Origin of the sequence: Rothia kristinae, assembly GCF_016028855.1 — a bacterium.
Taxonomy (GTDB): Bacteria; Actinomycetota; Actinomycetes; order Actinomycetales; family Micrococcaceae; genus Rothia; species Rothia kristinae.
In genome coordinates, this window is the sequence record NZ_CP065738.1 from 649700 (window position 1) to 671985 (window position 22286).

Consider the following 22286-nt stretch of genomic DNA (forward strand, 5'->3'; position numbering starts at 1 on the left):
CGCAAAACGGGAGATGCGGTGGGGGTGCGGCGGGTGGGGTGACCCGTGCCATCATGGGGTGCATGACTACCTCGCAGACCCCCATCGCCATGACCATCGCGGGTTCGGAAGCCACCGGCGGCGCCGGTGCGCAGGCGGACCTGAAGACCTTCCAGGCCCTCGGGGTCTACGGGTGCCTGGCCCTGACCTGCATCGTCTCCTTCGACCCGAAGAACGGCTGGGCCCACCGGCTGACCCCCGTGGACCAGCAGACTCTTCAGGATCAGCTGGAGGTCAACACCACCGTCTACGACCTCGACGCCGTGAAGATCGGGATGCTCGGCTCCCCGGACACCATCGCCACCGTCGCCGAGGTGCTCACCGAGCAGAAGCCGCGCCGGATCGTGCTGGATCCGGTGCTGATCTGCAAGGGACAGGAGCCCGGCGCCGCCCTGGACACCGACGAGGCGCTGAAGGCGAAGATCCTGCCGCTGGCGGACTTCGTGACCCCCAACCACTTCGAGTCCCTGTCCCTGTCCGGGCTCGAGGCGATCGACACCGTCGAGGACCTGGAGAAGGCCGCGCGGATCATCCACGAGCGCTCCGGGGCGGCCGTGCTCGCCAAGGGCGGGGTGCGCCTGGACGGGGACGACGCCGTGGACGTGTTCTACGACGGGCAGACCACCGAGGTGCTCTCCGCTCCGAAGATCGGCGAGGTCCAGGTGGCCGGTGCCGGCTGCTCCCTGGCGGCCGCGGTGACCGCGGAGCTCGCGCAGGGCCGCACCCCGCTGGAGGCGGCGCGGGCCGCGAAGGACTTCGTGACCCGCGGCATCGAGGCCCGGATCTCCTCCCACGCCCCGTTCGACTCGCTGCGCCAGATCAACCGGCTCGCCTGAGCGGGCACGCGCAGGTCAGGAGGCCACGGAGCGCAGGCGGGGCGCCTCGTCCTCCGCGGTCTCCTGCGCTTGCGGGACCCGGTGGGTGGGGACGGGGCGGCCCTCGGCGTCGAAGGAGGCGCCCAGGCCCAGCTGGATGAAGCGGATGGTGTTCCCGATGCGGGTCTCCCGGGCGGCCTCGTCCTCGGCGCGCCCGCGATCCGCGGCGGAGGACAACGAGCCGTGCACCAGCTGCGCCATCTCGCGGATGTCCGACTCCGGCAGGTACCCCTGGTCGATGCCGGCGCGCAGGATCTGGGCGAGCACCGCCTGCAGCTCCCCGACGTGGTGGCCCAGCTTCTCGAAGGACTCCGGGGAGAGCACCGAGCGCATCGCCGGACCCGGAGGCAGGTGGCGGCGGGACATGTCCTCGATCTGCATCCGCACGTACACGGCCAGCTGATCCACCGGGTTGGTCACGGTGGCCAGCTCGGTGCGCAGATCCCCGATGAACCGCTCGGTCTCATCCAGGGCGTAGGCCACCAGCAGCTCACCCATGTCCGCGAAGTAGTTGTACACGGCCGTGCGCCCGATCCCGGCGTTCTTGGCCACGTGGGTCATGGTCAGGCCGGTCAGCCCGTTGGTGTAGAGGAGCTCGCCGAAGGAGGCCAGGATGGCGTTCTTGGTGTTCTCCCGCTGGGCGGCGTTGGTCGCGGCGCTGATTCGAGGCATGCTGACATCATACGGGCAGGTGTCACCAAAAGACAGTCATGACGACGCCGCGTCGCCATCCGCGGTCGCATCCAGGTCCAGGACGCGGGCGTACATGACCTGCCGATGCTGCAGCGCGGTGCGCAGGGCCCGGTGCACCCCGTCCTCCAGGTACAGCCGACCCCGCCACCGGACCACGTGCGGGAACAGGTCCCCGTAGAAGGTGGAGTCCTCATCCAGCAGGGTGCCCAGGTCCAGGGTGCGCTGCGTGGTGATCAGCCGGTCCAGGCGCACCTGCTGCGGCGGGATGGTCCCCCACTGCCGGGGCCCGTCGTACCCGTGGTCCGGGTACGGGCGGGAATCACCGACGGCGTGGAAGATCATGCCCCCATGATCCCACGGGCACCCCCGAGGACCCGGGATCTCACGAGCGGATCGGGATCATGCCGGTCTCCGGCAGCGGGATCTCCCCGGTGCGCGGGTGGCGCCGCTCGGCCTCCTCCTCGGAAGCCGCCTCCCGTCGCTCCTCCTGCGCTCCGGCAGCCGCGGTGGTCCCGGAGGCCGCGACCGTGGTGGCCAGGTCCTTCTCCACGACGAACAGCAGCACCAGCGCCGCGGCGATCCCCAGCGGCATGATCCACAGGAAGATCGGGATCAGGGCGTCGCTGTACGCCCCGATGATCACCTCGCGCACCGGATCCGGCAGGGACTGCACCACCGAGGGGGTCAGCGAGTTGGTGGAACCGAGGCTCGTGGCCTGCCCCTGCTGCCGGGCCGCGGCCAGCACCGGGGCCAGGCGATCCGCCAGCAGATCCTTCAGCCGGGCCGTGAACAGCCCGCCCACCAGGGCCGAGCCCACCGTGGCGCCCACCTGGCGGAAGAAGTTGGCCCCCGCCGTCGCCGTGCCGACCATGCTCACCGGGAAGCTGTTCTGCACCACCAGGGTCAGCAGCTGCATGGACATCCCCAGGCCCAGACCCACCACGGCCAGGGCCAGGCAGATCAGGTATGTGGCGGTGTCCGTGGCCAGGCGCGAGAGGCAGAACAGCCCGGCCGCGATCAGCAGGGAGCCGGCCACCATGAAGGCCTTGTATCGGCCCAGCTTGGACACCAGCGCCCCCACGGTCACCGAGGTCACCAGCATCGTGCCCATCATCGGGATCATCAGCAGGCCGGCCTGGGTCGCGTCCACCCCCAGCACCATCTGCAGGTAGGTGGGCATGTACCCGATCGCCCCGAACATCGCGATGCCCATGCACAGCCCCGCCACGGTGGTCAGCACGAAGTTGCGGTCCCGGAACAGCGCCATCGGCATCACCGGCTCGGCCGCGCGCAGCTCGACCGGCACGAACAGCGCCGCCGCCACGACGACGGCGCCCAGCAGCCCCAGGATGGTCGGGGAGTTCCAGGCGTACTGGTTCCCGCCCCACGTCATCGCCAGCACCAGGCAGGCGGTGGCCGCGGCCAGCAGGGCCATGCCCAGGACGTCGATGCGCGCCCGGCGCGTGCGCGCCCCCGCGTTGGTGTGCGGGATGAGGAACACGGCCGCGGCCAGGGCCAGCGCGCCCAGGGGCACGTTCATCCAGAAGCCCCAGCGCCAGCCCGGGCCCTCGGTCAGCCACCCGCCCAGCAGGGGCCCGGCCACGGAGGAGAACGCGAACACGCCCATCAGGGCTCCCATGTACTTGCCGCGCTCGCGCGCCGGGATGACATCGGCGATCACCGCCTGGGACAGGATCATCAGGCCGCCGCCGCCCAGACCCTGCAGCCCACGGGAGACGATCAGCCCCGTCATCGACTCCGCGAGCGCACCGGTCACGGACCCGGCCGTGAAGGCGAGGATCGCGAAGATCAGCAGGGGCTTGCGGCCCCAGAGGTCCCCGAGCTTGCCGTAGATCGGCATCATGATCGTGGAGACCAGGATGAACGCGGTGATCACCCAGGACATGTGCTCCACCCCGTCCAGCTCCCCGACGATGGTGGGCAGGGCCGGGGAGAGCACGGTCTGGTTCAGCGAGGACATCAGCATGATCAGCATCAGCCCGATGAACAGCAGCAGGATGCTGGGGGCCGGGGCGGGATCGATGGCCCCGCCGGGCTCGGACGACGTGGCCGACTCGGCCGCCGACGACGGCGCGGGGGCGGTCTGCGGGGCGCAGGCCCGGCCGGGGCGCGCGTGACGCGGGGTGTAGGTGGTGGTCAACGTTCCTCCTGGAGGATCTGAGAGAAGAGGGCGGCGGAGCGGGCGATCTGGGCGTCGGCCTCGTCGATCTCCCGTCCCGCACCGAAGTCGATGTGGCGCAGGATCGCCGCGGAGAGCAGGACCAGGGCCCGGACGCGGCGCACCTGCTCCGGGTCGGGCTCGGCGTCGGGCTCGGTGCGGGGCACGAGCTCTCCCCGCTCGGCGTAGGCGGCCCAGTCCATGCCCAGCAGGAACTGCTGCAGGGCCTGCTCGCAGCGCAGCATGTGGATCTTCATCCGCTGGCGCAGCTCCGGCAGCTCGCGGATGACCTCGCGCGACGCCGCGGCGGCTTCCGGGGACATGGACCCGCGCAGCACCCGCAGGAAGATCTGCGCGGCGTAGGCCGGCAGAGCGCTCTTCGCGGGGTGGGGCACGGTGCGCAGCAGCTGCTCGCTCATCTGCGGTTCGCGCAGCCCGAGGACGGCGTCCTCCTTGCTGGGGAAGTAGTTGAAGAAGGTCCGGGTGGAGACCCCCGCCTGCTCGGCGATGGACTCCGCGGTGGTGCCCTTCAGGCCCTTGGCGCGCGCCTGCTCGGCGGCGGCGGCGTGGATGGCCTCCCAGGTGCGGGTCCGGCGGCGCTCGCGCAGCGACGGCGATTCGTTTTCTTGCACTACTGCATCTTATGCACTGATGCAGTATCTGCACGAGTGCATCTTCTATGGGATCGGTCACCGGATCCGCCGGCGGGTCCGTCAGAGGGCAACGCCGACGGGCGGCGGTGGGCGACGCGGGGCGGCGGGCGGGTCCGTCGGCGGACGGCGGGCGGGTCGGGCCGAGGGCGGCGGTGGCAGAATGGTGCGCCGTCGTCCTCCCCGGCCTCACTTCCCCACCGTCCCAGGAGTCCCGTGTCCCCGCGCCGTTCCCGCCGATCCCGCAGCCGTCCCCGCCCGCGCGTGCGGATGAGCACCCGCACCCGGTTCATCGTCACCGTGGTCGCGGTGGTGGTGCTCGCCGTCGTCGGGCTGGGCACCCGCGGGCTGGATCTGTTCCGCGGCGAGGACGGATCCGCAGATCGGTCGGGCGCGACCGCATCCCGGGCGGCCGGCCCCCTGCCCACGGGCCTCACCGCGCAGCAGGCCCTGGATTCCCTGGAGACCAAGGGCAAGGCCGCCCGGACCGGGTACTCCCGGGACGCCTTCGGCGCGCGGTGGGCGGATGTGGACCACAACGGCTGCGACACCCGCAACGACATCCTCGCCCGGGACCTGACCCAGACCACCCTGCGCCCCGGGACCTGCAAGGTGGCCACCGGGGTGCTACAGGATCCGTACACGGGTCGGCGCATCGACTTCACCGCGGGGGCCCAGACCAGCGCGGCGGTGCAGATCGACCACGTCGTCGCCCTGTCCGACGCGTGGCAGACCGGCGCCCAGCAGCTGTCCACCGCGGACCGCATGGCCCTGGCCAACGACCCTCTGAACCTGCTGGCCGTGGACGGGCCCGCCAACAACGGCAAGTCCGACGGCGACGCCGCGACCTGGCTGCCCGAGCAGAAGTCCTTCCGCTGCGAGTACGTGGCCCGGCAGGCCGGGGTCAAGCGCAAGTACGACCTGTGGGTGACCCGTGCCGAGCGGGCCGCGATGCAGCGGGTCCTGGACACCTGCCCCGGCCAGCGCATCCCCACCCGGTAACCCGCCCGGCCCGCTCCACTGGGTTTCGGGCCGGGTTCGTCGCTTCGGGACGGGTTATTCCGGTCCCGAAACGACGAACCCGTCCCGAACCGATCTGATCAGGGCCGGGCCGGGCCGGTCAGTAGCCCAGGCGGGCGTTCTCCAGCACGGGCAGAGCCTGCCGGGCCCGGGGCACCACGTCCAGATCCAGATCCACGATCTCCAGGTGCTCCCCGCCGTCCAGCTGCGCCAGGGCTTCTCCGAACGGGTCCGCGACGACGGAGTGCCCCACACCCGTGGGCGCGCCCTCCGGCACCGCGGCGCCGGTGACGGCCGGGTCCGCCTGGCCCACCGCGAGCACGATCGTGTTGCTGTCCAGGGCACGGGCCCGAGTCAGGATCTCCCACTGCCGGACCTTGCCCTCGCCGGCACCCCAGGAGGCCGCACACACGATGACCTCGGCCCCGGCGCGAGAGAGCTCAGCGAACAGCTTGGGGAAGCGCACGTCGTAGCACAGGGCCAGCCCCACCCGGTGCCCGGCGACGCTGAGCACCACGGGCTCCCGACCCGCAGCCACGGTGTCCGACTCGCGGAACCCGAAGGCGTCGTAGAGGTGGATCTTCGCGTAGTCGAAGCGCTCGCCCTCGGGGGTGTACGCCGCCAGCACGTTGCGCACCCGGGGGCTACCGGACCCGGCCGGAGCCTCCTCGAACTCCCCCGCCACGATGGTGATCTCCCGCTCGGCGGCCAGCCACATCAGCTCGGTCTTCCAGTGCTCGGCATGCTCCCGGGCCGCACCCAGCAGGTCGTGGCCGAACCCGATCATCGTGGCTTCCGGGAAGACGACGAGCTGCGCACCGGCGGCCGCGGCGCGCTCGGTGTGCTCGCGGACCAGGGCGAGGTTCCCCGCGACGTCGGCGGTGGTGCTGATCTGGGCGATGGCGGCTCTCATGCCTCCACCCTGCCACGTCCGTCCGGGACCCGCGCACAGGGGCCGGGACCGGCCCCCGAGGCATGACGCCCGGGACTGGATCCCCGGGCCGGGCAGCGGGCACGGCACAGAATCCGCACAGCGACCCTCCGATAGACTCGCCCGAGGCGCACCGATGCCCGCACCCCGGTTACGCCCGGGCCGCAGACCCCCACGGGCGGCCCCGGAGCGCCTCCGGGGCGGACGCGGAAGCACCCGGACCATCGCACCCCATTCGCACCAGGACACACACTGTGGACATCCAGAACCACTTCTACGGCCACTCCGCCGCCTACGCCGCCCACGCGGGCCTGTCGGCACCACGCCACATCGCCGGTCTGGTGCAGCACGGGTGGACGCCCACCTCCCCGGTGCGCAGCCACTTCACGGAGCTGGCCTCCGCCGCACCAGCCGGAGGGCTGTTCGTGTGGTCCCACGGTTCCCGGGCCTGGGATCCCGCACGGGATGAGGAGGAGACCGGATACCGGAGCACAGCCATCGGGGCGCCGTTCCTGTACCTGGCAGACCAGGTGCGCGCCCGCGGGGCGATGCCGGAGCGCACGATCCCCACCGTCGTCGTCCCCTTCCACGGCTCCAAGATCTTCCAGCTGGAAGGCGACCAGTCCGTGTACGCCCGCCAGGTCTACGAGAAGGAGGGCCCGGCCGTGGTCTGCCTCCACGTGGATGACATGGAGCACGAGGAGATCGTGCGCGCCTGGACCGACGCCGGGCACCGGGTGACCACCTGCGGTCAGCGCCGGGACCCGGAGTTCCTCTCCCGCAACCTGTGGCTGCTGGCCTCCGCACGCAAGGTGGTCACCAACCGGGTGGCCACGGCCTCGTTCTACGCCGCAGCCCTGGGCACCCCCGTGCACACCTACGGGCCCTTCTACTCCGTGCGCAACGCCGCCGCGACGGATCCTGACGAGGCCGCGATGCGCGCCATGTTCCCGGAGTTCTTCGCCGAGCAGCCGGACCAGGAGGCGCTGCGGCGGATCGCCGAGGTGGAGCTCGGCCGCCCCTGGATGCGCCGCCCCGAGGAGCTGACGCGCCTGCTCGGCTGGGACGGGTCCACCCTGCGCCCGGCGCTGCAGTACTGGCTGACCGGGCCGGTGGACAAGGCCCTGAAGGTCCTGGGACTGCGGACCAGCGCGGTCACGACCCCGCAGAGCCCCACCCACGACGGGCAGGCATCGGACCCGACCCCCGCTCCGGCGGTCCCGAACCGGACGGAGCCGAACGCGGGCGGGGAGCCGGCGGAGCCGAGCGCCGGCCCGAAGCCGCACCCCCTGGCGTTCCTGCGCCACCCGCTGCAGCATCTGCCCGAGCGCCTGCCCCGGAGCACCTACCCGCAGGCCGTGGCGCCTGGCATTGAGGACGCCCCGGCGGGGAGCCGCCGGGCATGAGCCGCACCCCGCCCTGGGCCGAGCCCGCCCCGGAGCCCGCCGAACCCCTCGGCGTCCCGGGCCCGGTGGGTCCCGTCCAGCCGTCGAGCCCGCAGCCCCGGACCGCGCAGACCACCCCCGTCGGGTCCCCGCGCCGGGGCCTCCCCCCGCGGGTGGTGCCGTACCTGTACCTCATCGCCTCGGCGGTGCAGGGCATGGCCGCGGTGCTCGTGCAGCCGTTCTCCATCCACCTGTTCGGCGGGGTCCGCTCCCCCGGGTGGAACTCCGCCTCCTTCGCGATCTCGGTGATGCAGGTGGGCCTCGTCGCCTTCTCCGCGGGCTTCCCGCTGGCCATCACCCGCGCCTGGCTGGAACCCGGCGACGGTCCCCGCAACGCCCGAGCGATCAACGGCTTCAACGTGCTGCTCGCGGTGCTCGGCGGCGCCCTCGGACTCGGCATCGCCGCCCTGGCCGGCGCCCCTGCCTACCTGCTGGCCTCGATCTGGTCCATGGCGGCCCTGGCCGTCGTGGTCGCCGCCCAGGCCCAGCTGCGCGCCCAGGCCCGCCCCCTGACCTTCGCGGCCCTGGCCGCCGGCTCCTCGCTGATCGCCCACCTGTTCGGTCTCACCGCCATCGCCCTGTTCGGCGCCCATGCCGCGGTGTTCATGGGCGGCTTCGCCGTCTCCACGACCCTCACGGCCCTCGCCGGGATCCTCCTGACCCGCCCCACCGCACCGCAGAGGGCATGGGGTGCGGTGAAGACAGCGGTGGTGGCCGGGGCGCCCCTGCTGCCGCACTCCTTCGCGATCATCCTGCTGATGCAGGGCGACTCCATCCTGCTCAAGCGCCTGGCCTCCCCCGGGGAGACCGGGGTCTACCTGGCCGCGCTCGTCTTCGCCCAGGGGCCCATCGCGGTGCTGGCCGGACTGAACAACGCCTGGTCCGCGACCGTCCTGAAGGCCTCCCACGGGGACCCGGCCGAGTTCGAGCGGATCTCCCGGTCCACCCTGCGCACCGCGACCCGGCTCGGAGCGCTGATGGCGGTGCTCGGGTCCATCGGCGCGCCCCTGGGGATCCTCGTGCTGGCCCAGGGCAACCCGGACACCACCCGCGTGGCCGTCGTCCTGCCGGTGCTGGGCATCGGCTACGCCCTGTACCTGGTCTCCACCAACATCCTGTTCGGGCGGCTGCGCACCACCGCGTTCTACTGGGTGACCCCGGCCGTCGTCGTGCTCGCCGCCGCGGCCGCCGCCTGGCCGGCCTCCCGCGACGCCCTGGTGGGGGTCGCGTGGGCGAAGGTCGCGGCCTTCACTCTGCTGGGTCTGGCCTATGCGTGGAACGCCCGCAAGGACGTCGCTCTGCCGATGCTGCGCACCGTGGGGCTGGTGGCCGCAGCGGGGCTCGTCGCCGCCGCAGTCCTCGCCGTCTACACGCTGCTGCTGGCCTGAACCGGGCACCGGGACCAGCCCCGGCCCACCCACTCAGTCCAGCAGGGATTCCAGGACGACGGCCGCGCCGTCCTCGTACACGCTGGGCGCCACCTCGTCGGCCACCGCCCGCACGCCCTGCGCGGCCTGGCCCATCGCGACCCCGCGCCCGGCCCACGTGAGCATCTCGACGTCGTTGAAGCCGTCCCCCACCGCGACGGTGCGCTCGCGCGGGATGCCCAGCCGCGAGCGGATCTGCTCCAGCGCGGAGGCCTTGGACACCCCGTGCGCGGCCACATCCAGCCACGGCGTCCACCCCACCGCGTAGGCGACCCCGTGCAGCCCGGCCCGCTCGATCGCCTCGGTGAAGTCCTCCAGGTCCAGCTCCTCGGAGAAGACCACCACGCGCACCGCGGACATGCTCGCCAGCTCCTCGAAGCCCACCACCCGGGCGGGCGCGCCGAAGCTGGCGTCGTGCACCGGGACGGTGGACCAGAACGCCCCCTCGGCGGTCTCCAGGGCGAAGCGAGCCCCCGGCACGGCCTCGCGCAGGGTGCGCAGGGCCGGTTCGGGGCGGAACTCGGCGGCGTCGATCACCGCGTACCCGCCGGGGGCCTCGGCGTCGATGCGCAGGGTGATCCCGCCGTTGGAGGCCACCGCGTAGCCGCGGGTGATCCCCGCCAGCTCCACCACGGGCAGGGCCGCGGCCCGGGAGCGCCCGGTGGCGATGACCACGTGGTGTCCGGCCGCGACCACCGCCTGCACGGCCCGGCGCACCCGGGCGGACATCGCGCCGTCGTGATCCACCAGGGTGCCGTCCACGTCCAGGGCCACCAGGTGGGGTCCCGACGCCGGGCTTCGGGGCGCGGAGGTCACCGGCTCCCGGCCTCGCGCACCGCCGGGATGACCTCCAGGCCGCCCAGGTAGGGGCGCAGCGCCTCCGGGATGCGCACGGAGCCGTCCGCCTGCTGATGGGTCTCCAGGATCGCCACCAGCCAGCGGGTCGTGGCGAGGGTCCCGTTGAGGGTCGCGACCATGCGCGTCCCGCCCTTCTTCCCCTCCGCGCCCTCGGGGGTGCGCTCGCGGATGTTCAGGCGCCGGGCCTGGTAGGTGGTGCAGTTGGAGGTGGAGGTCAGCTCGCGGTACGTGCCCTGGGTGGGCACCCACGCCTCGCAGTCGAACTTGCGGGCCGCGGAGGAGCCGAGGTCCCCGGCGGCGGTGTCGATGACGCGGTAGGACAGCTCGCACAGGCCGAGCATCTCCTCCTCCCAGGCGAGCATCTGCGCGTGCATCGCCTCGGCGTCCTCCACCCGGGCGTAGACGAACATCTCCGCTTTGTTGAACTGGTGCACGCGGATGATGCCGCGGGTGTCCTTGCCCGCGGACCCGGCTTCGCGCCGGTAGCAGGTGGACCAGCCGAGGTACTTCAGGGGGCCCTCGGACAGGTCGATGATCTCGTCCGCGTGGTACCCGGCGATCGCGACCTCGGAGGTGCCCACCAGGTAGAGGTCGTCGCGCTCGAGGCGGTAGATCTCGTCGTCGTGCTTGACGTTGAAGCCGGTGCCGGCCATGGTCTCCGGGCGCACCAGGGTGGGGGTGGTGAGCATGGTGAAGCCGCGTCGGCTCGCGTAGTCCAGGGCCATGCTCAGCAGGGCCTGCTCCAGGCGGGCCACGTGGCCTTTGAGGAAGTAGAAGCGGGCCCCGGAGACCTTGGCGCCGCGGGCCATGTCGATGCCGTCCACGATCTCGCCGATCTCCAGGTGGTCCCGGGGGGCGAACCCCTCGGCCTCGAAGTCTCGCGGCTGTCCGACGGTCTTGACGACCTCGAAGTCCTCCTCGCCGCCGGTGGGCACCCCGTCGATGATGAGGTTCTCCATGCGGGAGGTCAGCTCGTCCTGCTCCCGCTGGGCCTGCTCGGCGCGGGCCTCGGCCTCCTTGACCTGACCGGCCAGCTGGGCCGCCTGGGCCTTGGCCTGCTCGAAGGCACCCTGCTGGGAGGGGTCCTTCTTCGCGGCCCCGGCGAGCCGGCCGATGTCCTTGCTGGCGGCCTTCTGCTCGGCGCGCAGGGACTCGAACTCGCTGATGGCCTGCCGACGGGAGGCGTCGGCCTCCAGGATGCGGTCCACCAGCTCGACGTCGGCCTGGCGGGCGCGCTGGGAGGCTCGGAAGAGGTCGGGGTTCTCACGCAGAAGACTGAGGTCGATCACGCCCCCAACCTACCGCACGGCCGTCCGCGTCGAGCGGCCTCCCCCGGGGCCGGCTCTGCCGCTCTCGGCGACAGGTCCCGCCGGCGAGGGGCAGGCCACCCCTTCCGCTCGCTCCTCACGTAGCCTGGGAGACATGACTCGACCTTCCAGGCTCCTGGCCGCCGCGGGCCTCGCCGTGTTCGGCGGCGCCGCGGCCGCCAGCATCACCGCGGCCTGGCTGCGCAGCTCCCCCCTGCCCCCGGCGATCGCCGCACCGGACCGCCCCCCGCTCACGCCGGGGCCGCCGCGGCGGGTCGGCGTCGTCGTCAATCCGGCCAAGCACGGGGCGCGGGAAGCCCTCGACGCCGTGCGATCGTCGCTGCGCCGGGCCGGCTGGGAGAAGCCCCGGGTCTACGAGACCACCGTGGAGGACCCCGGTGCCGGTCAGGTGAGCGCAGCCCTGGCCGACGGGTGCGAGCTCGTGCTGGCCATGGGCGGGGACGGCACCGTGCGCCAGGTCGCCGCGGAGCTGGCGGGAACCGAGAAGACCCTCGGCATCGTCCCCCTGGGCACCGGGAACCTGCTGGCCCGCAACCTGGAGCTGCCCTTCACCGACCCGGCCGGCTGCGTGCAGATCGCCCTGCACGGGCACCCGCACCGCATCGACCTCATCGGCATCCGCGCCGAGCTGGCCGAGGGGGAGGCAGTGCGGCAGCGCTTCACCGTGATGGGCGGGGCCGGATTCGACGCCCAGATCATGACCGACACCCGGGATCGCCTGAAAGCCCGCATCGGCTGGATCGCGTACGTGGAGGCCGGGATGCGCAACCTCGTGGCCCGCCGCCACTCCGTGAGCATCACCGTGGACGATGCCGCCCCCGTGCACCGCAAGACCCGCTCGGTGATCGTCGCCAACACCGGGGACCTCACCGCCGGGATCCGCCTGGCCGAGGCCTCCCGGCTGGACGACGCCCGCCTCGAGACCATCGTGCTCACCCCCCGCAGCCTCCTGGACTGGGCCGCCCTGACCTGGCAGGTGATCTCCCGACGCCGCGGACTGCTGCCCGTGATCGAGCACCTGCACGGGCGGCGGGTGCACGTGGACTTCCTGCACCACCCGCAGCCCATGGAGGTGGATGGGGACTACGTGGGCGAGGTCCGCGCCTTCACCGCCGAGGTCCAGCCCGGGGTGCTGCGGGTGCAGACCGCCTGAACCGACGTCGACGCGGGGTGGTGCGGCGCAGCGCGCGGCGGCGCGGCGTCATCGGGAGTCACCCGGCCGGGCGGAGGACTACGCTGGACGCGCATTCGCCGCCGCCGTCGAAAGGAATCCCCGTGGGCACCTCGTCCGCCGCCGCACCCTCCGCCACCGCCGCTCTGGATCAGTTCCGCAGCATCATGGGCACCCAGCACGTGCTCACCTCCGAACGCCGCACCGCCCCCTATGCCCGCGGCAACCGCTACGGCTCCGGGAAGGTGCTGGCCGTGCTCAGGCCCGGCACCCTCGTCCAGATGTGGCAGGCCCTGCAGGTCTGCCTGGACCACGACATCGCCATCATCAACCAGGCCGCGAACACCGGGGTCACCGGCGGATCCTCCCCCGCCGCACAGGACTACGACCGTGACCTCGTGATCATCTCCACCCTGCGGATCAACCAGATCCACCTGATCAACGACAACCGCGAGGCCGTGTGCCTGGCCGGGTCCACCCTCTACGAGCTCACCGCCAAGCTCACGCCGCTGGGCCGGGAGCCGCACTCGGTGATCGGCTCCAGCTCCATCGGCGCCTCCGTGGTCGGCGGCATCGCCAACAACTCCGGCGGCTCCCAGGTCCGCAAGGGCCCCGCGTACACCGAGCACGCTCTGTTCGCCCGGGTGGACGAGCACGGGAAGGCGCACCTGGTCAACCACCTCGGCATCGAACTGGGCGAGGACCCCGAGCACGTCCTGGAGCGCGCCCAGCGCGGGGACTGGGATCCGGCGTCGGTCACCGCCCCGCCGGAGGACACCACCGGCACCGACTACGCCGAGCACGTCCGGCAGATCACGGACACCCCGGCCCGGTACAACGCCAACCCCAAGTTCCTCTTCGAGGCCTCCGGCAGCGCCGGCAAGCTGATGATCTTCGCCGTGCGGGTGCGCACCTTCCCCCTGGAGAAGGACACCGCGACCTTCTACATCGGCACGGACAGCCCCAAGACCCTGGAGGACCTGCGCCGGGAGATCCTCACCTCGGACCGGCGCCTGCCGATCTCCGGGGAGTACCTGGGCCGGGAGTCCTTCGACATGGCCCGGAAGTACGGCAAGGACACCTACGTGGCCCTGAAGTACGCCGGCAGCCGCACCCAGGTGCGGATGTTCGCCCTGAAGAACTGGGCCAACGGGGTGTTCGCCAAGCTGCCCGGCTTCGGCCCGACGACGGCGGACACCATCGCCCAGAAGCTGTTCGCCCTGCTGCCCGAGCAGGTCCCCGAGCGCCTGCGCGCCTTCCGCGACCGGTGGGAGCACCACCTGATCCTGGTGGTCAGCCACGACCAGCGGGAGGAGACCCAGCAGATGCTCACCGGGTTCTTCGCCCAGGACGGGCACGACGGCGGGTTCTTCCTGTGCGACCCCGCCGAGGCCGAGGCGGCCATGCTGCTACGCTTCGGCGTGGCCAGCGCGACCAACCGGATGTTCAACCTGCGCCGGGAGGAGTTCTCCGACTTCGCGAGCCTGGACGTGGCCCTGCGCCGGGACGACGAGGACTGGCTGGCGCAGATGCCGGAGGAGATCACCAAGGACATCGCGGAGAGCTGCTACCTCAGCCACTTCCTGTGCCACGTGGTGCACGCGGACCACATCATCCGCAAGGGGGTGGACGCCCCCACGGTGAAGCAGAAGATGGTGGACTTCCTCGAGGCCCGCGGGGCGGTGCTGCCGGCCGAGCACAACTACGGCCGTGTCTACCACGCCCCGGACAGCCTCGTGGAGCACTACAGGTCCCTGGACCCGTGCAACGTGTTCAACCCCGGGGTGGCGATGACCTCCCCGAAGCGCAACTGGGCGTAGCCGTCGGCCGGGTCGCGGCTCAGGCGCGCTCCGGGGCCGCGCCCATCAGCCCGGCCACCCAGCGGTCCGCGGCGTCGAAGGCGGCATCCGCGTGGTGGGCGTCCACCGCGGGTGCCGCGCCGTCGGCCCGGGGGTAGGAGCCCAGGAACACCACTCCCGGGGAGATCCGGTGCAGACCGCGCAGCGCGTTGCGCATCCGCGCGTCAGCCAGGTGCCCTTCCGCGTCCACGGAGAAGAAGTACCGGCCCAGGGCCTCCCCCGTGGGCCGGGACTCGATGCGCGAGAGGTTGACCCCGCGGGCCGTGAACTGCTCCAGCAGCTCCATCAGCGCCCCGGGGCGGTCCGCGGGCAGCGGGATCATCAGGGTGGTCTTGTCCGCGCCCGTGCGCTCCGGCAGCGGGGCGTGCGCGGGAGCCACCAGGACGAAGCGGGTCACCGCGGTGGAGACGTCCCCGATGTCCTCGGCCAGCACCGCCAGCTCCGGGTGCTGCTCCAGCACCACCGGGGAGCAGACCGCGGCCTGGTACCCGGGGGACTCCGCGCCCAGCAGGGCCAGGGCGGCGGCCGCGGTGGACCCGGCCGGGAGGTAGTCGGCCTCCGGCAGGTGGGCGTGCATCCAGCCGCGCACCTGCGCCCAGGCGTGGGAATGGGTGGACACGGTGCGCACCTGCTCCAGCCGGGTGCCGGGGGCGCCGACCAGCACGAAGCGGATGGGCACCAGCACCTCGCGGATGATCCGCAGGTCCGCCCCGGCCGCGATCGCGTCCAGGGTGGCGGTGACCCCGCCCTCCACGGAGTTCTCGATCGGCACCATCGCCGCGTCGACCTCCCCGGCGCGCACCGCGGCCAGGGCCGCCGACACCGACGGCGACGGCGCGCGCTCGGCGTCGGGCGCGTCCTCCACGGACAGCAGGGCGGCCTCGGTGAAAGTTCCCTCCGGACCCAGGAACGCGTACCTCACGGTCAGCGGACCTGCGGGTCCTGGCCGTTCTCGGAGACCATGGGATACTCGGCGTCCTGCCACGCCCCCATGCCGCCGCGCACGTTGATCGCGTCGAAGCCGTTCTGGTTCAGGTACTCGGTGGCCTTCAGCGAGCGCCCGCCGGAGCGGCAGATGACGTAGACGTCCTCGTCCAGGGGGATCTCGCCGTAGCGGGCGGGGATGTCCGCCAGGGGCAGGTGCTGGGCCCGCTCGATGTGCCCCTCCTCCCACTCGTAGTCCTCGCGGACGTCGAGGATCTTGGCGTCCTCGGGGATCTCCTCCACGCTCACGCTGGGAATGTCCACGGTGCGCTCCTTCGCTGCTCGGCTGGCTCGGATTCCGCCGCCCAATCTACCCGGCGCCCGTCCCGCGCGGGAGGGCACTTGCGCCGGACCGCCCCCGGGTGTTGTCTGTAACGCGAGATATGGTTCACACCTCAGCGGGTGCGGGCCGCGGCAGAGAGGAACCCCAGCATGAGCACCACCCCGTGGCAGGGCCGCGACGACGGCCCCGGCGCCATCCACACCCGCTGGCACCACATGGTCTACGCCGGGCAGAAGGAGACCGGGGAGGAGGCGCAGAGCCTCGCGGTGCTCGGCTTCGACTCCCACGAGGGCACGATCCGCTCCCAGGGTCGGCCCGGGGCCGCGGAGGGCCCGCACCGGCTGCGCCACGCCCTGGCCCAGCTGGCCTTCCACGGGGCCAACGTGGTGCACGACCGCGGGGACATCGAGGTGGACGGGCACCACCTGGAGGAGGCGCAGGCCGAGGCCGGGCGGCGCATCGCCGAGGCGGTGCGGGATCACCGGATGACCCTGGTGCTGGGCGGGGGACACGAGACCAGCTACGCGGGGTACCTGGGTCTGGCGGCCTCCGGGCGGCTGGACGGGGTGCGCACCTGGGGCGTGGTCTCCTTCGACACCCACCTGGGCACCGCCCAGGAGCCGCAGGCCACGGCCACCACGGTGTTCGACCAGATCGCCCGGGCGGAGCGGAAGGCCGGGCGGGAGTTCCGGTACGTGGCCCTGGGCATCTCCGAGACGGACAACACCCGCGCCCGCTTCGAGAACGCGGGGCGGATCGGGGCCCGGTACCTGAAGGATGCTCAGCTGCGCGAGGCGGAGCTGCCCGAGGCCGAGGCCTGGCTGGAGGAGCGGCTGGCGGACCTGGAGGTGATCTACCTCAGCGTGGATCTGGACGTGCTGCCGGGGGAGACCGCCCCGGGGGTCAGCGCGCCGGCCACCCTGGGGGTGCCCCTGTTCGTGGTGGAGCGCCTGGCCCGCCGGGTGGCGCGCACCGGGAAGGTCGCGGTGCTCGATGTCGTCGGGCTGGTGCCGCGCCTGGACCTGGATGAGCGCACCGCCCGCGCCGGGGCCCGGCTGATCCACTGGATCACTGCCGACGGCTTCGAGCGTCCGGCCGCGGACGCCTCCTCGGAGACCGCCCGGCCCCTGCTGGCCGAGCGCCAGCGGCACCTGGACTCCGGGACCGCGGACCCCGGCGGCACCACCGCCACCACCCAGCCCGTCACACAGGCCGCACAGGGCACCGGCACAGCGGCGGCGCGTTAGGTTGGTCATATGAGCGATCGAGCCGGAACCCCCGCACAGCCGCAGGACCTCGTGGACATCGAGGAGCTGCTCACCGCCTACCGCGAGCGCGTGCCCGACGCCGAGGACCCCGCCCAGCGGGTGGCCTTCGGCACCTCCGGGCACCGGGGTTCGGCCCTGAGCGGCTCCTTCAACGAGGCACACATCGCCGCGATCACCCAGGCGATCGTCGAGTACCGCACCGAGCAGGGCATCGACGGGCCGCTGTTCATGGGCCGGGACACCCACGCCCTGTCCGGTCCGGCGCAGGAGACGGCCCTGGAGGTGCTGGCCGCGCACGGCGTCGTCGTGCTGCTGGACGCCCGCGACGGGTACGTGCCCACCCCGGCGCTGTCCCGAGCGATCCTGGTGCACAACGCCCGACCCGGGGCCTCCCAGGCCGACGGCATCGTGATCACCCCGAGCCACAATCCGCCCACGGACGGCGGGTTCAAGTACAACCCGCCGCACGGCGGGCCCGCCGGGGCCGAGGCCACCGGGTGGATCCAGGACCGGGCCAACGAGCTGCTGGCCGACGGGAACCGCGGGGTGCGCCGGGTGCCGTACGCCCAGGCGAAGCTGGCCGAGACCACGCAGACCTACGACTACCTGGACGCGTACGTCTCCGAGCTGCCCGAGGTGGTGGACCTGGAGGCGATCCGCAAGGCCGGGGTGCGCATCGGGGCGGACCCGATGGGCTCGGCATCGGTGGAGTACTGGAAGGAGATCGGGCGCCGGTACGGGCTCGAACTGACCGTGGTCAACCCGGACGTGGACCCGCAGTGGGGGTTCATGACCCTGGACTGGGACGGGAAGATCCGCATGGACTGCTCCTCCCCGCACGCGATGGCCTCGCTGATCGCCAACCGGGACTCCTACGACATCGCGACCGGCAATGACGCCGACTCGGACCGGCACGGCATCGTCACCCCGGACGCCGGGCTGATGAACCCCAACCACTTCCTGACCGTGGCCATCGACTACCTGTACCGGCACCGTCCGGACTGGCCGGGCGACGCCGGGGTGGGCAAGACCCTGGTCTCCTCCTCGATGATCGACCGGGTCGCCGAGGACCTGGGGCGCACGCTCGTGGAGGTGCCGGTGGGGTTCAAGCACTTCGTGGACGGGCTGCTGGCCGGCACCCTGGGCTTCGGCGGGGAGGAGTCCGCGGGGGCCAGCTTCCTGCGCCGGGACGGGGCCGTGTGGACCACGGACAAGGACGGGATCATCCTGGCCCTGCTGGCCTCGGAGATCCTCGCGGTCACCGGCAAGACGCCGTCGCAGCGCTACGCGGAGCTGACCGAGCGCTTCGGGGACCCCGCCTACGAGCGGATCGACGCCCCCGCGACCCGGGATCAGAAGGCCCGGCTGAAGCAGCTGAGCGCCGAGGACGTCACGGTCGAGGAGCTGGCCGGAGAGCCGATCACCGCCACACTCACCGTGGCCCCGGGCAACGGGGAGCCGCTGGGCGGGCTGAAGGTGGTCACCGAGTCCGCCTGGTTCGCCGCCCGCCCCTCCGGCACGGAGGACGTGTACAAGATCTACGCGGAGTCCTTCCGCGGCCCGGAGCACCTGCGGCAGGTGCAGGCCGAGGCCAAGCGGCTGGTGGACGGCGTCATCGGCTGAGGCTCAGCCGAACAGCACCCGCAGCGGGGCGGTGAGGCCGGCGGCGGACGGGGTGCCGGTGGGACTGTTGTGCAACGCGGTCCCCAGGATGCTGAACACGAAGATCACCGAGCCGAGGATCAGCAGGACGGACAGCGCGCCGATGATGGTGGCGATCCACCCGAGCACCCGCCCGGCGGTCGCGTCCGCCCCACCCTCGCGGGCCTTCTTCGCCTGCACCAGGGCGATCGGCCCGAGGATCACGCCCAGCATGCCAACCAGCCCGACGATGCCGAGCACCAGAGCCGTCGTCGCCTGGGACTGCGCCCGCGGATCGACCGGCGGGTACGGGTAGCCGTACCCACGCGGATAGCCCCCGTGCTGCGGCTGCTGAATATGCCCCTGCCCGCAGTCGCCAGCGGGCTGGCCGTACTCACCCGGGGTCTGACTCTGGCCCGGCTGTTCCCCGTGCCGGCCGCCCTGCAAGGGGTGGTCGGGCTCGTCGCCGGTGCGGGCGGAGGCACCCTGGATCTCCGCCTGGCTGTGGTGGTCCTCGGGATGCTGGGGATCGCGGTGGTGCTCGCTCATACCCGCCACAGTATCCGCCGGACATCCCACCGGACCAGGCCTGACGCTGCCTGCGACGGAGCACGCAGGCCCCGAGGCCGATGACGATGAGCACCGGATGCTCGGCGCCGGCATCTCGTGCCGTCCCCGGGGCGAGGACCCCGCCCTGCTGCAACAGTCTCCACCCGCCACTGGAGTATGACGCGGATCATCCTCATCGGAATGAATGGGATGGAGCCGGATGAAGCACGCTGACGAAGAATCTGTCGACATCTCCAAGATGTCCATCTGGCGTTTTCGGGAGTATCGCCGATGGCTCACCCTGGGCACCTCCCATGATTTCGCCTCCGCCATCAAGCGGTTCACCTTCCCGATGCTGACCCTCATGGCGACAGGGGATCCCCTCCTCGCAGGGCTCGTGGGAACGCTGGGAGTCGCCTCCGAAGCGATCGCAGGTTTGGTCGGGGGGGGTATTTCGCGGACCACCATCCCAAACTCGGTCTGATGATGCTGGCATCATCTGTCGGTGCGGTATGGACTCGTCGGATCAGCCTCCACCGGCCAGCTGGTGGAGATCCTGGATGAGCGCGTGATAGGCCGAGCCCTGGCGGCGAACCAGGGGCGTGATGCGACGATCTCCCTGACCGGCGCTCCGCTCGGCGGGTTCGCCCTCGGGCTCTCCACCGCCCTGGTCGCACCGCTGCTCCAGATCCTCGACCTGCTGGGCCTCGTCGGCCTCAGTGCGGCGGTCCTGGTGGTCCTGCTCAACAGATCGCTCCGAGGCATCCCCAGACCCGAGGACCTGAAGGAGTACGCAGTGAGTCGGGTCAGCCGGGAGGCGCACCCCCGCCGAGAGCCCGCGGGGACGACGACGTCGTAGAGTGGGGACGATCGTCCCTGACCTCGACCGAACGGTGCATGACCCCATGTCCCACACCACCGCAGAACCCCGCGGCGTCGACGCCCACAATCCCAGCGGCAAGACGTTCTTCGGCCACCCCCGCATGCTCGCCAACCTCTTCTCCGTGGAGATGTGGGAGCGCTTCTCCTTCTACGGCATGCAGGCCATCCTGGTGTACTACCTGTACTACTCCGCCGCGGAAGGCGGGCTGGCCCTGGACAAGGGCGCGGCCACCGGCATCATCGGCGCCTACGGCGGCATGGTCTACCTCATGGCCATCGTCGGCGGATACCTCGGGGACAAGATCCTCGGGCCGGAGCGCACCCTGTTCTACTCGGCGATCGCCATCATGTTCGGGCACATCGCCCTGGCCCTGCTACCCGGGCTGGTCGGGGTCATCGTGGGCCTGGTGCTCATCGCCGTGGGCTCCGGGTGCCTGAAGACCAACGCCTCCGTGCTGGTCGGCTCCCTGTACGACCTCAAGGACACCCGCCGCGACGCCGGCTTCACCATCTTCTACCTCGGCGTGAACATCGGCGCCCTGGTCGGTCCGCTGCTGACCAACTGGCTGTGGGGTCTGGCAGGCTTCCACTTCGGCTTCGGCCTGGCCGCGATCGGCATGTTCGCCGGCCTCGTGCAGTACGTGGCCACCCGCAAGCGCCTGCCCGCCGAAGCCCGGGTCGTGCCCACCCCCGCCTCCGCGAAGGAGAAGGGCCTGGCCGGCGGCGCCGTCGTCGTCTTCCTGCTCCTGGTGGCCCTGATCAGCGCGACCGGCCTGCTGACCCCGGACAACATCGACAACTGGGTGATCGGACTGACCCTGGTGGGCGCCATCGCCCTGTTCGCGGTGCTGCTGACCAGCAAGCGCACCACCGCCGATGAGCACTCCCGGGTGCTCTCCTTCGTGCCGCTGTGGCTGGCCAACGTGGTGTTCTGGGCGCTGTTCCAGCAGCAGTTCACCGTCATGGCCGTGTACTCGGACACCCGCCTGGACTGGCACCTGTTCGGCATGGAGCTCAAGCCCGGCCTGGTCAACTCCATCAACCCGATCTTCATCATCGCCTTCGGCACCCTGTTCTCCGTGATGTGGACCAAGCTCGGCGAGCGCCAGCCGACCACCGTCACCAAGTGGTCCTTCGGCCTGGTCGGCGCCGGCATCGCGTTCCTGATCTTCCTCACCCAGGCCGGCAAGCCCGTGGTGAGCCTGTGGTGGATCGTGCTGATCCTGTTCGTGCTCACCCTCTCCGAGCTGTCCATCTCGCCCACCGGCTCCTCCCTGGCCACCAAGCTCGCCCCGGAGGCGCACAAATCCCAGATGATGGCGCTGTTCTGGACCTCCGTGGCCATGGGCACCACCCTGTCCGGCTGGCTGGCCGGCTTCTACTCGATGGACACCGAGATCCCGTACTTCACGACCATGGGCCTGATGTCCATCGCCGCGGGCCTGCTGGTGTTCTTCGGGCGCAAGCCGATCCTCAAGCTCATGCGCGGCGTGCGCTGAGAGGCGGGAGGCGCAGATCGGGTCATCCGGACTCGGAAGCAGGTGACCCCGGATGACCCGATGTGTCCTCGGGTTCCGAGGCCCTTGGGCCGCCTCCCCGGCCGGTTCTAGGTTGAACGGGACATCATCCCCGTCGAAAGGCCACGGACCATGGCTCTGCACCTGCTGGAACTGACCCCTCACACGCCCTCCCAGGAGAACGCGACCGCCCTGCTCGACGCCGTCGCCCAGACGCTGGGAGACGCCTCCGCCGCCGAGCTCATCGAATCCCAGGTCACCGCGGACCACACCCGGCTGTTCGTGATCGTGGAGACCGACGACACCCGGGAGCAAGCGGCCGAGAACGCCGCCGACCGGGTCCGCGCGGCCGTCTCCGCGGACGCCGAGGTCACCGGACCCGATGCGGTGCGGCTGGTCGGGGCGGAGCTGTCCGACATCAAGAAGCTCAAGAAGGACGCCGACTACCTCGTGGAGTGGGACATCCCCGCCGAGATCACGATGGACCAGTACCTCACCCGCAAGAAGGCCAACGCGCCCAAGTACGCCGAGGTCCCGGAGGTCTCCTTCCTGCGGACCTACGTGCGCGAGGACACCGTCAAGTGCCTGTGCTTCTACGACGCCCCCGACGAGGAGGCCGTGACCCGCGCCCGCCAGGCCGTGGACACCCCCATCGACCGCCTCTTCCGTCTGCGCGCCTGAGAGGAC

At 71.8% G+C, this 22286-nt stretch carries 22 protein-coding genes; 12 read left to right on the forward strand and 10 right to left on the reverse strand.

Annotation, left to right across the window (positions count from 1 at the left end; translation table 11 throughout):
* Positions 1-62 precede the first annotated feature (62 nt).
* Positions 63-875 carry a hydroxymethylpyrimidine/phosphomethylpyrimidine kinase gene (locus tag I6G21_RS02910; RefSeq protein WP_224799592.1) on the forward strand — a complete coding sequence of 271 codons (813 nt, stop codon included), beginning with the start codon at positions 63-65 and terminating at the stop codon, positions 873-875.
* 15 nt (positions 876-890) lie between these two features.
* Here the strand turns inward: I6G21_RS02910 and I6G21_RS02915 are convergent, their stop codons facing one another.
* From I6G21_RS02915 to I6G21_RS02930, 4 genes are all read right to left on the reverse strand, one after another.
* Positions 891-1586: a TetR/AcrR family transcriptional regulator gene (locus I6G21_RS02915; RefSeq protein WP_061225692.1), complete on the reverse strand. Its 696-nt coding sequence runs from the start codon at positions 1584-1586 to the stop codon at positions 891-893.
* A 36-nt stretch (positions 1587-1622) separates the two neighbouring features.
* The gene (locus tag I6G21_RS02920; protein ID WP_058731800.1) at positions 1623-1949 is read right to left on the reverse strand and encodes a type II toxin-antitoxin system VapB family antitoxin; all 327 of its coding nucleotides are present in this window, start codon (positions 1947-1949) and stop codon (positions 1623-1625) included.
* 40 nt (positions 1950-1989) lie between these two features.
* Positions 1990-3651, reverse strand: coding sequence for an MDR family MFS transporter (locus I6G21_RS02925; protein ID WP_232238586.1), 1662 nt, complete (start codon positions 3649-3651; stop codon positions 1990-1992).
* Between the two features lie 113 nt (positions 3652-3764).
* Positions 3765-4418, reverse strand: coding sequence for a TetR family transcriptional regulator (locus tag I6G21_RS02930; protein ID WP_058731801.1), 654 nt, complete (start codon positions 4416-4418; stop codon positions 3765-3767).
* 288 nt (positions 4419-4706) lie between these two features.
* On the opposite strand from I6G21_RS02930, the gene I6G21_RS02935 reads away from it, so the two are divergent.
* Positions 4707-5438 carry an HNH endonuclease family protein gene (locus I6G21_RS02935; protein WP_081101646.1) on the forward strand — a complete coding sequence of 244 codons (732 nt, stop codon included), beginning with the start codon at positions 4707-4709 and terminating at the stop codon, positions 5436-5438.
* 118 nt (positions 5439-5556) lie between these two features.
* Here the strand turns inward: I6G21_RS02935 and I6G21_RS02940 are convergent, their stop codons facing one another.
* On the reverse strand, positions 5557-6369 hold the full coding sequence (locus tag I6G21_RS02940; RefSeq protein ID WP_100464846.1) for a carbon-nitrogen hydrolase family protein: 813 nt from the start codon (positions 6367-6369) through the stop codon (positions 5557-5559).
* A 272-nt stretch (positions 6370-6641) separates the two neighbouring features.
* Here I6G21_RS02940 and I6G21_RS02945 point away from each other — a divergent pair, with 272 nt between their 5' ends.
* Complete coding sequence (locus I6G21_RS02945; protein ID WP_064725309.1) at positions 6642-7793, forward strand: hypothetical protein; 1152 nt, start codon at positions 6642-6644, stop codon at positions 7791-7793.
* Positions 7790-9220, forward strand: coding sequence for a lipopolysaccharide biosynthesis protein (locus I6G21_RS02950; protein WP_058730400.1), 1431 nt, complete (start codon positions 7790-7792; stop codon positions 9218-9220). Before I6G21_RS02945 ends, I6G21_RS02950 begins: the two co-directional genes overlap by 4 nt.
* Positions 9221-9253: 33 nt before the next feature.
* On the opposite strand, the gene I6G21_RS02955 is transcribed toward I6G21_RS02950, so the two are convergent.
* The gene (locus I6G21_RS02955; RefSeq protein ID WP_224799591.1) at positions 9254-10075 is read right to left on the reverse strand and encodes an HAD family hydrolase; all 822 of its coding nucleotides are present in this window, start codon (positions 10073-10075) and stop codon (positions 9254-9256) included.
* Positions 10072-11406, reverse strand: coding sequence for a serine--tRNA ligase (gene serS, locus I6G21_RS02960; RefSeq protein ID WP_100464847.1), 1335 nt, complete (start codon positions 11404-11406; stop codon positions 10072-10074). The genes I6G21_RS02955 and serS overlap by 4 nt, the downstream gene beginning before the upstream one ends.
* A gap of 133 nt (positions 11407-11539) precedes the next feature.
* Here serS and I6G21_RS02965 point away from each other — a divergent pair, with 133 nt between their 5' ends.
* Positions 11540-12598: a diacylglycerol/lipid kinase family protein gene (locus tag I6G21_RS02965; protein WP_165869977.1), complete on the forward strand. Its 1059-nt coding sequence runs from the start codon at positions 11540-11542 to the stop codon at positions 12596-12598.
* 122 nt (positions 12599-12720) lie between these two features.
* Positions 12721-14436, forward strand: a complete 1716-nt coding sequence (dld, locus tag I6G21_RS02970) for a D-lactate dehydrogenase (RefSeq protein WP_232238500.1) — start codon at positions 12721-12723, stop codon at positions 14434-14436.
* 19 nt (positions 14437-14455) lie between these two features.
* Here the strand turns inward: dld and pheA are convergent, their stop codons facing one another.
* Together pheA and I6G21_RS02980 are read right to left on the reverse strand one after the other, a co-directional pair.
* Positions 14456-15397 carry a prephenate dehydratase gene (pheA, locus tag I6G21_RS02975; protein WP_129357644.1) on the reverse strand — a complete coding sequence of 314 codons (942 nt, stop codon included), beginning with the start codon at positions 15395-15397 and terminating at the stop codon, positions 14456-14458.
* A 2-nt stretch (positions 15398-15399) separates the two neighbouring features.
* Positions 15400-15723, reverse strand: a complete 324-nt coding sequence (locus tag I6G21_RS02980; RefSeq protein ID WP_058730396.1) for a rhodanese-like domain-containing protein — start codon at positions 15721-15723, stop codon at positions 15400-15402.
* Positions 15724-15891: 168 nt separating this feature from the next.
* Here I6G21_RS02980 and hutG point away from each other — a divergent pair, with 168 nt between their 5' ends.
* Both hutG and pgm read left to right on the forward strand, forming a co-directional pair.
* Entirely contained in the window at positions 15892-16989 is a 1098-nt protein-coding gene (hutG, locus tag I6G21_RS02985; RefSeq protein WP_129357643.1) for a formimidoylglutamase, read from the forward strand.
* A 9-nt stretch (positions 16990-16998) separates the two neighbouring features.
* Positions 16999-18633, forward strand: coding sequence for a phosphoglucomutase (alpha-D-glucose-1,6-bisphosphate-dependent) (pgm, locus tag I6G21_RS02990; protein WP_058730394.1), 1635 nt, complete (start codon positions 16999-17001; stop codon positions 18631-18633).
* Positions 18634-18636: 3 nt separating this feature from the next.
* Here the strand turns inward: pgm and I6G21_RS02995 are convergent, their stop codons facing one another.
* Positions 18637-19200, reverse strand: coding sequence for a DUF4190 domain-containing protein (locus tag I6G21_RS02995; RefSeq protein ID WP_129357642.1), 564 nt, complete (start codon positions 19198-19200; stop codon positions 18637-18639).
* Between the two features lie 220 nt (positions 19201-19420).
* Here I6G21_RS02995 and I6G21_RS03000 point away from each other — a divergent pair, with 220 nt between their 5' ends.
* The 4 genes from I6G21_RS03000 to I6G21_RS03015 all read left to right on the forward strand — a co-directional run bounded on the left by I6G21_RS03000 (position 19421) and on the right by I6G21_RS03015 (position 22280).
* A complete protein-coding gene (locus tag I6G21_RS03000) occupies positions 19421-19684 on the forward strand; it encodes a hypothetical protein (protein ID WP_058730392.1) in 264 nt (87 codons plus the stop codon).
* 21 nt (positions 19685-19705) lie between these two features.
* The gene (locus tag I6G21_RS03005; RefSeq protein ID WP_058730391.1) at positions 19706-20059 is read left to right on the forward strand and encodes a hypothetical protein; all 354 of its coding nucleotides are present in this window, start codon (positions 19706-19708) and stop codon (positions 20057-20059) included.
* A 46-nt stretch (positions 20060-20105) separates the two neighbouring features.
* A complete protein-coding gene (locus I6G21_RS03010; RefSeq protein ID WP_058730390.1) occupies positions 20106-21581 on the forward strand; it encodes a peptide MFS transporter in 1476 nt (491 codons plus the stop codon).
* Positions 21582-21731: 150 nt separating this feature from the next.
* Positions 21732-22280, forward strand: coding sequence for a DUF4242 domain-containing protein (locus I6G21_RS03015; RefSeq protein ID WP_129357641.1), 549 nt, complete (start codon positions 21732-21734; stop codon positions 22278-22280).
* The last annotated feature ends 6 nt before the right edge of the window (positions 22281-22286 follow it).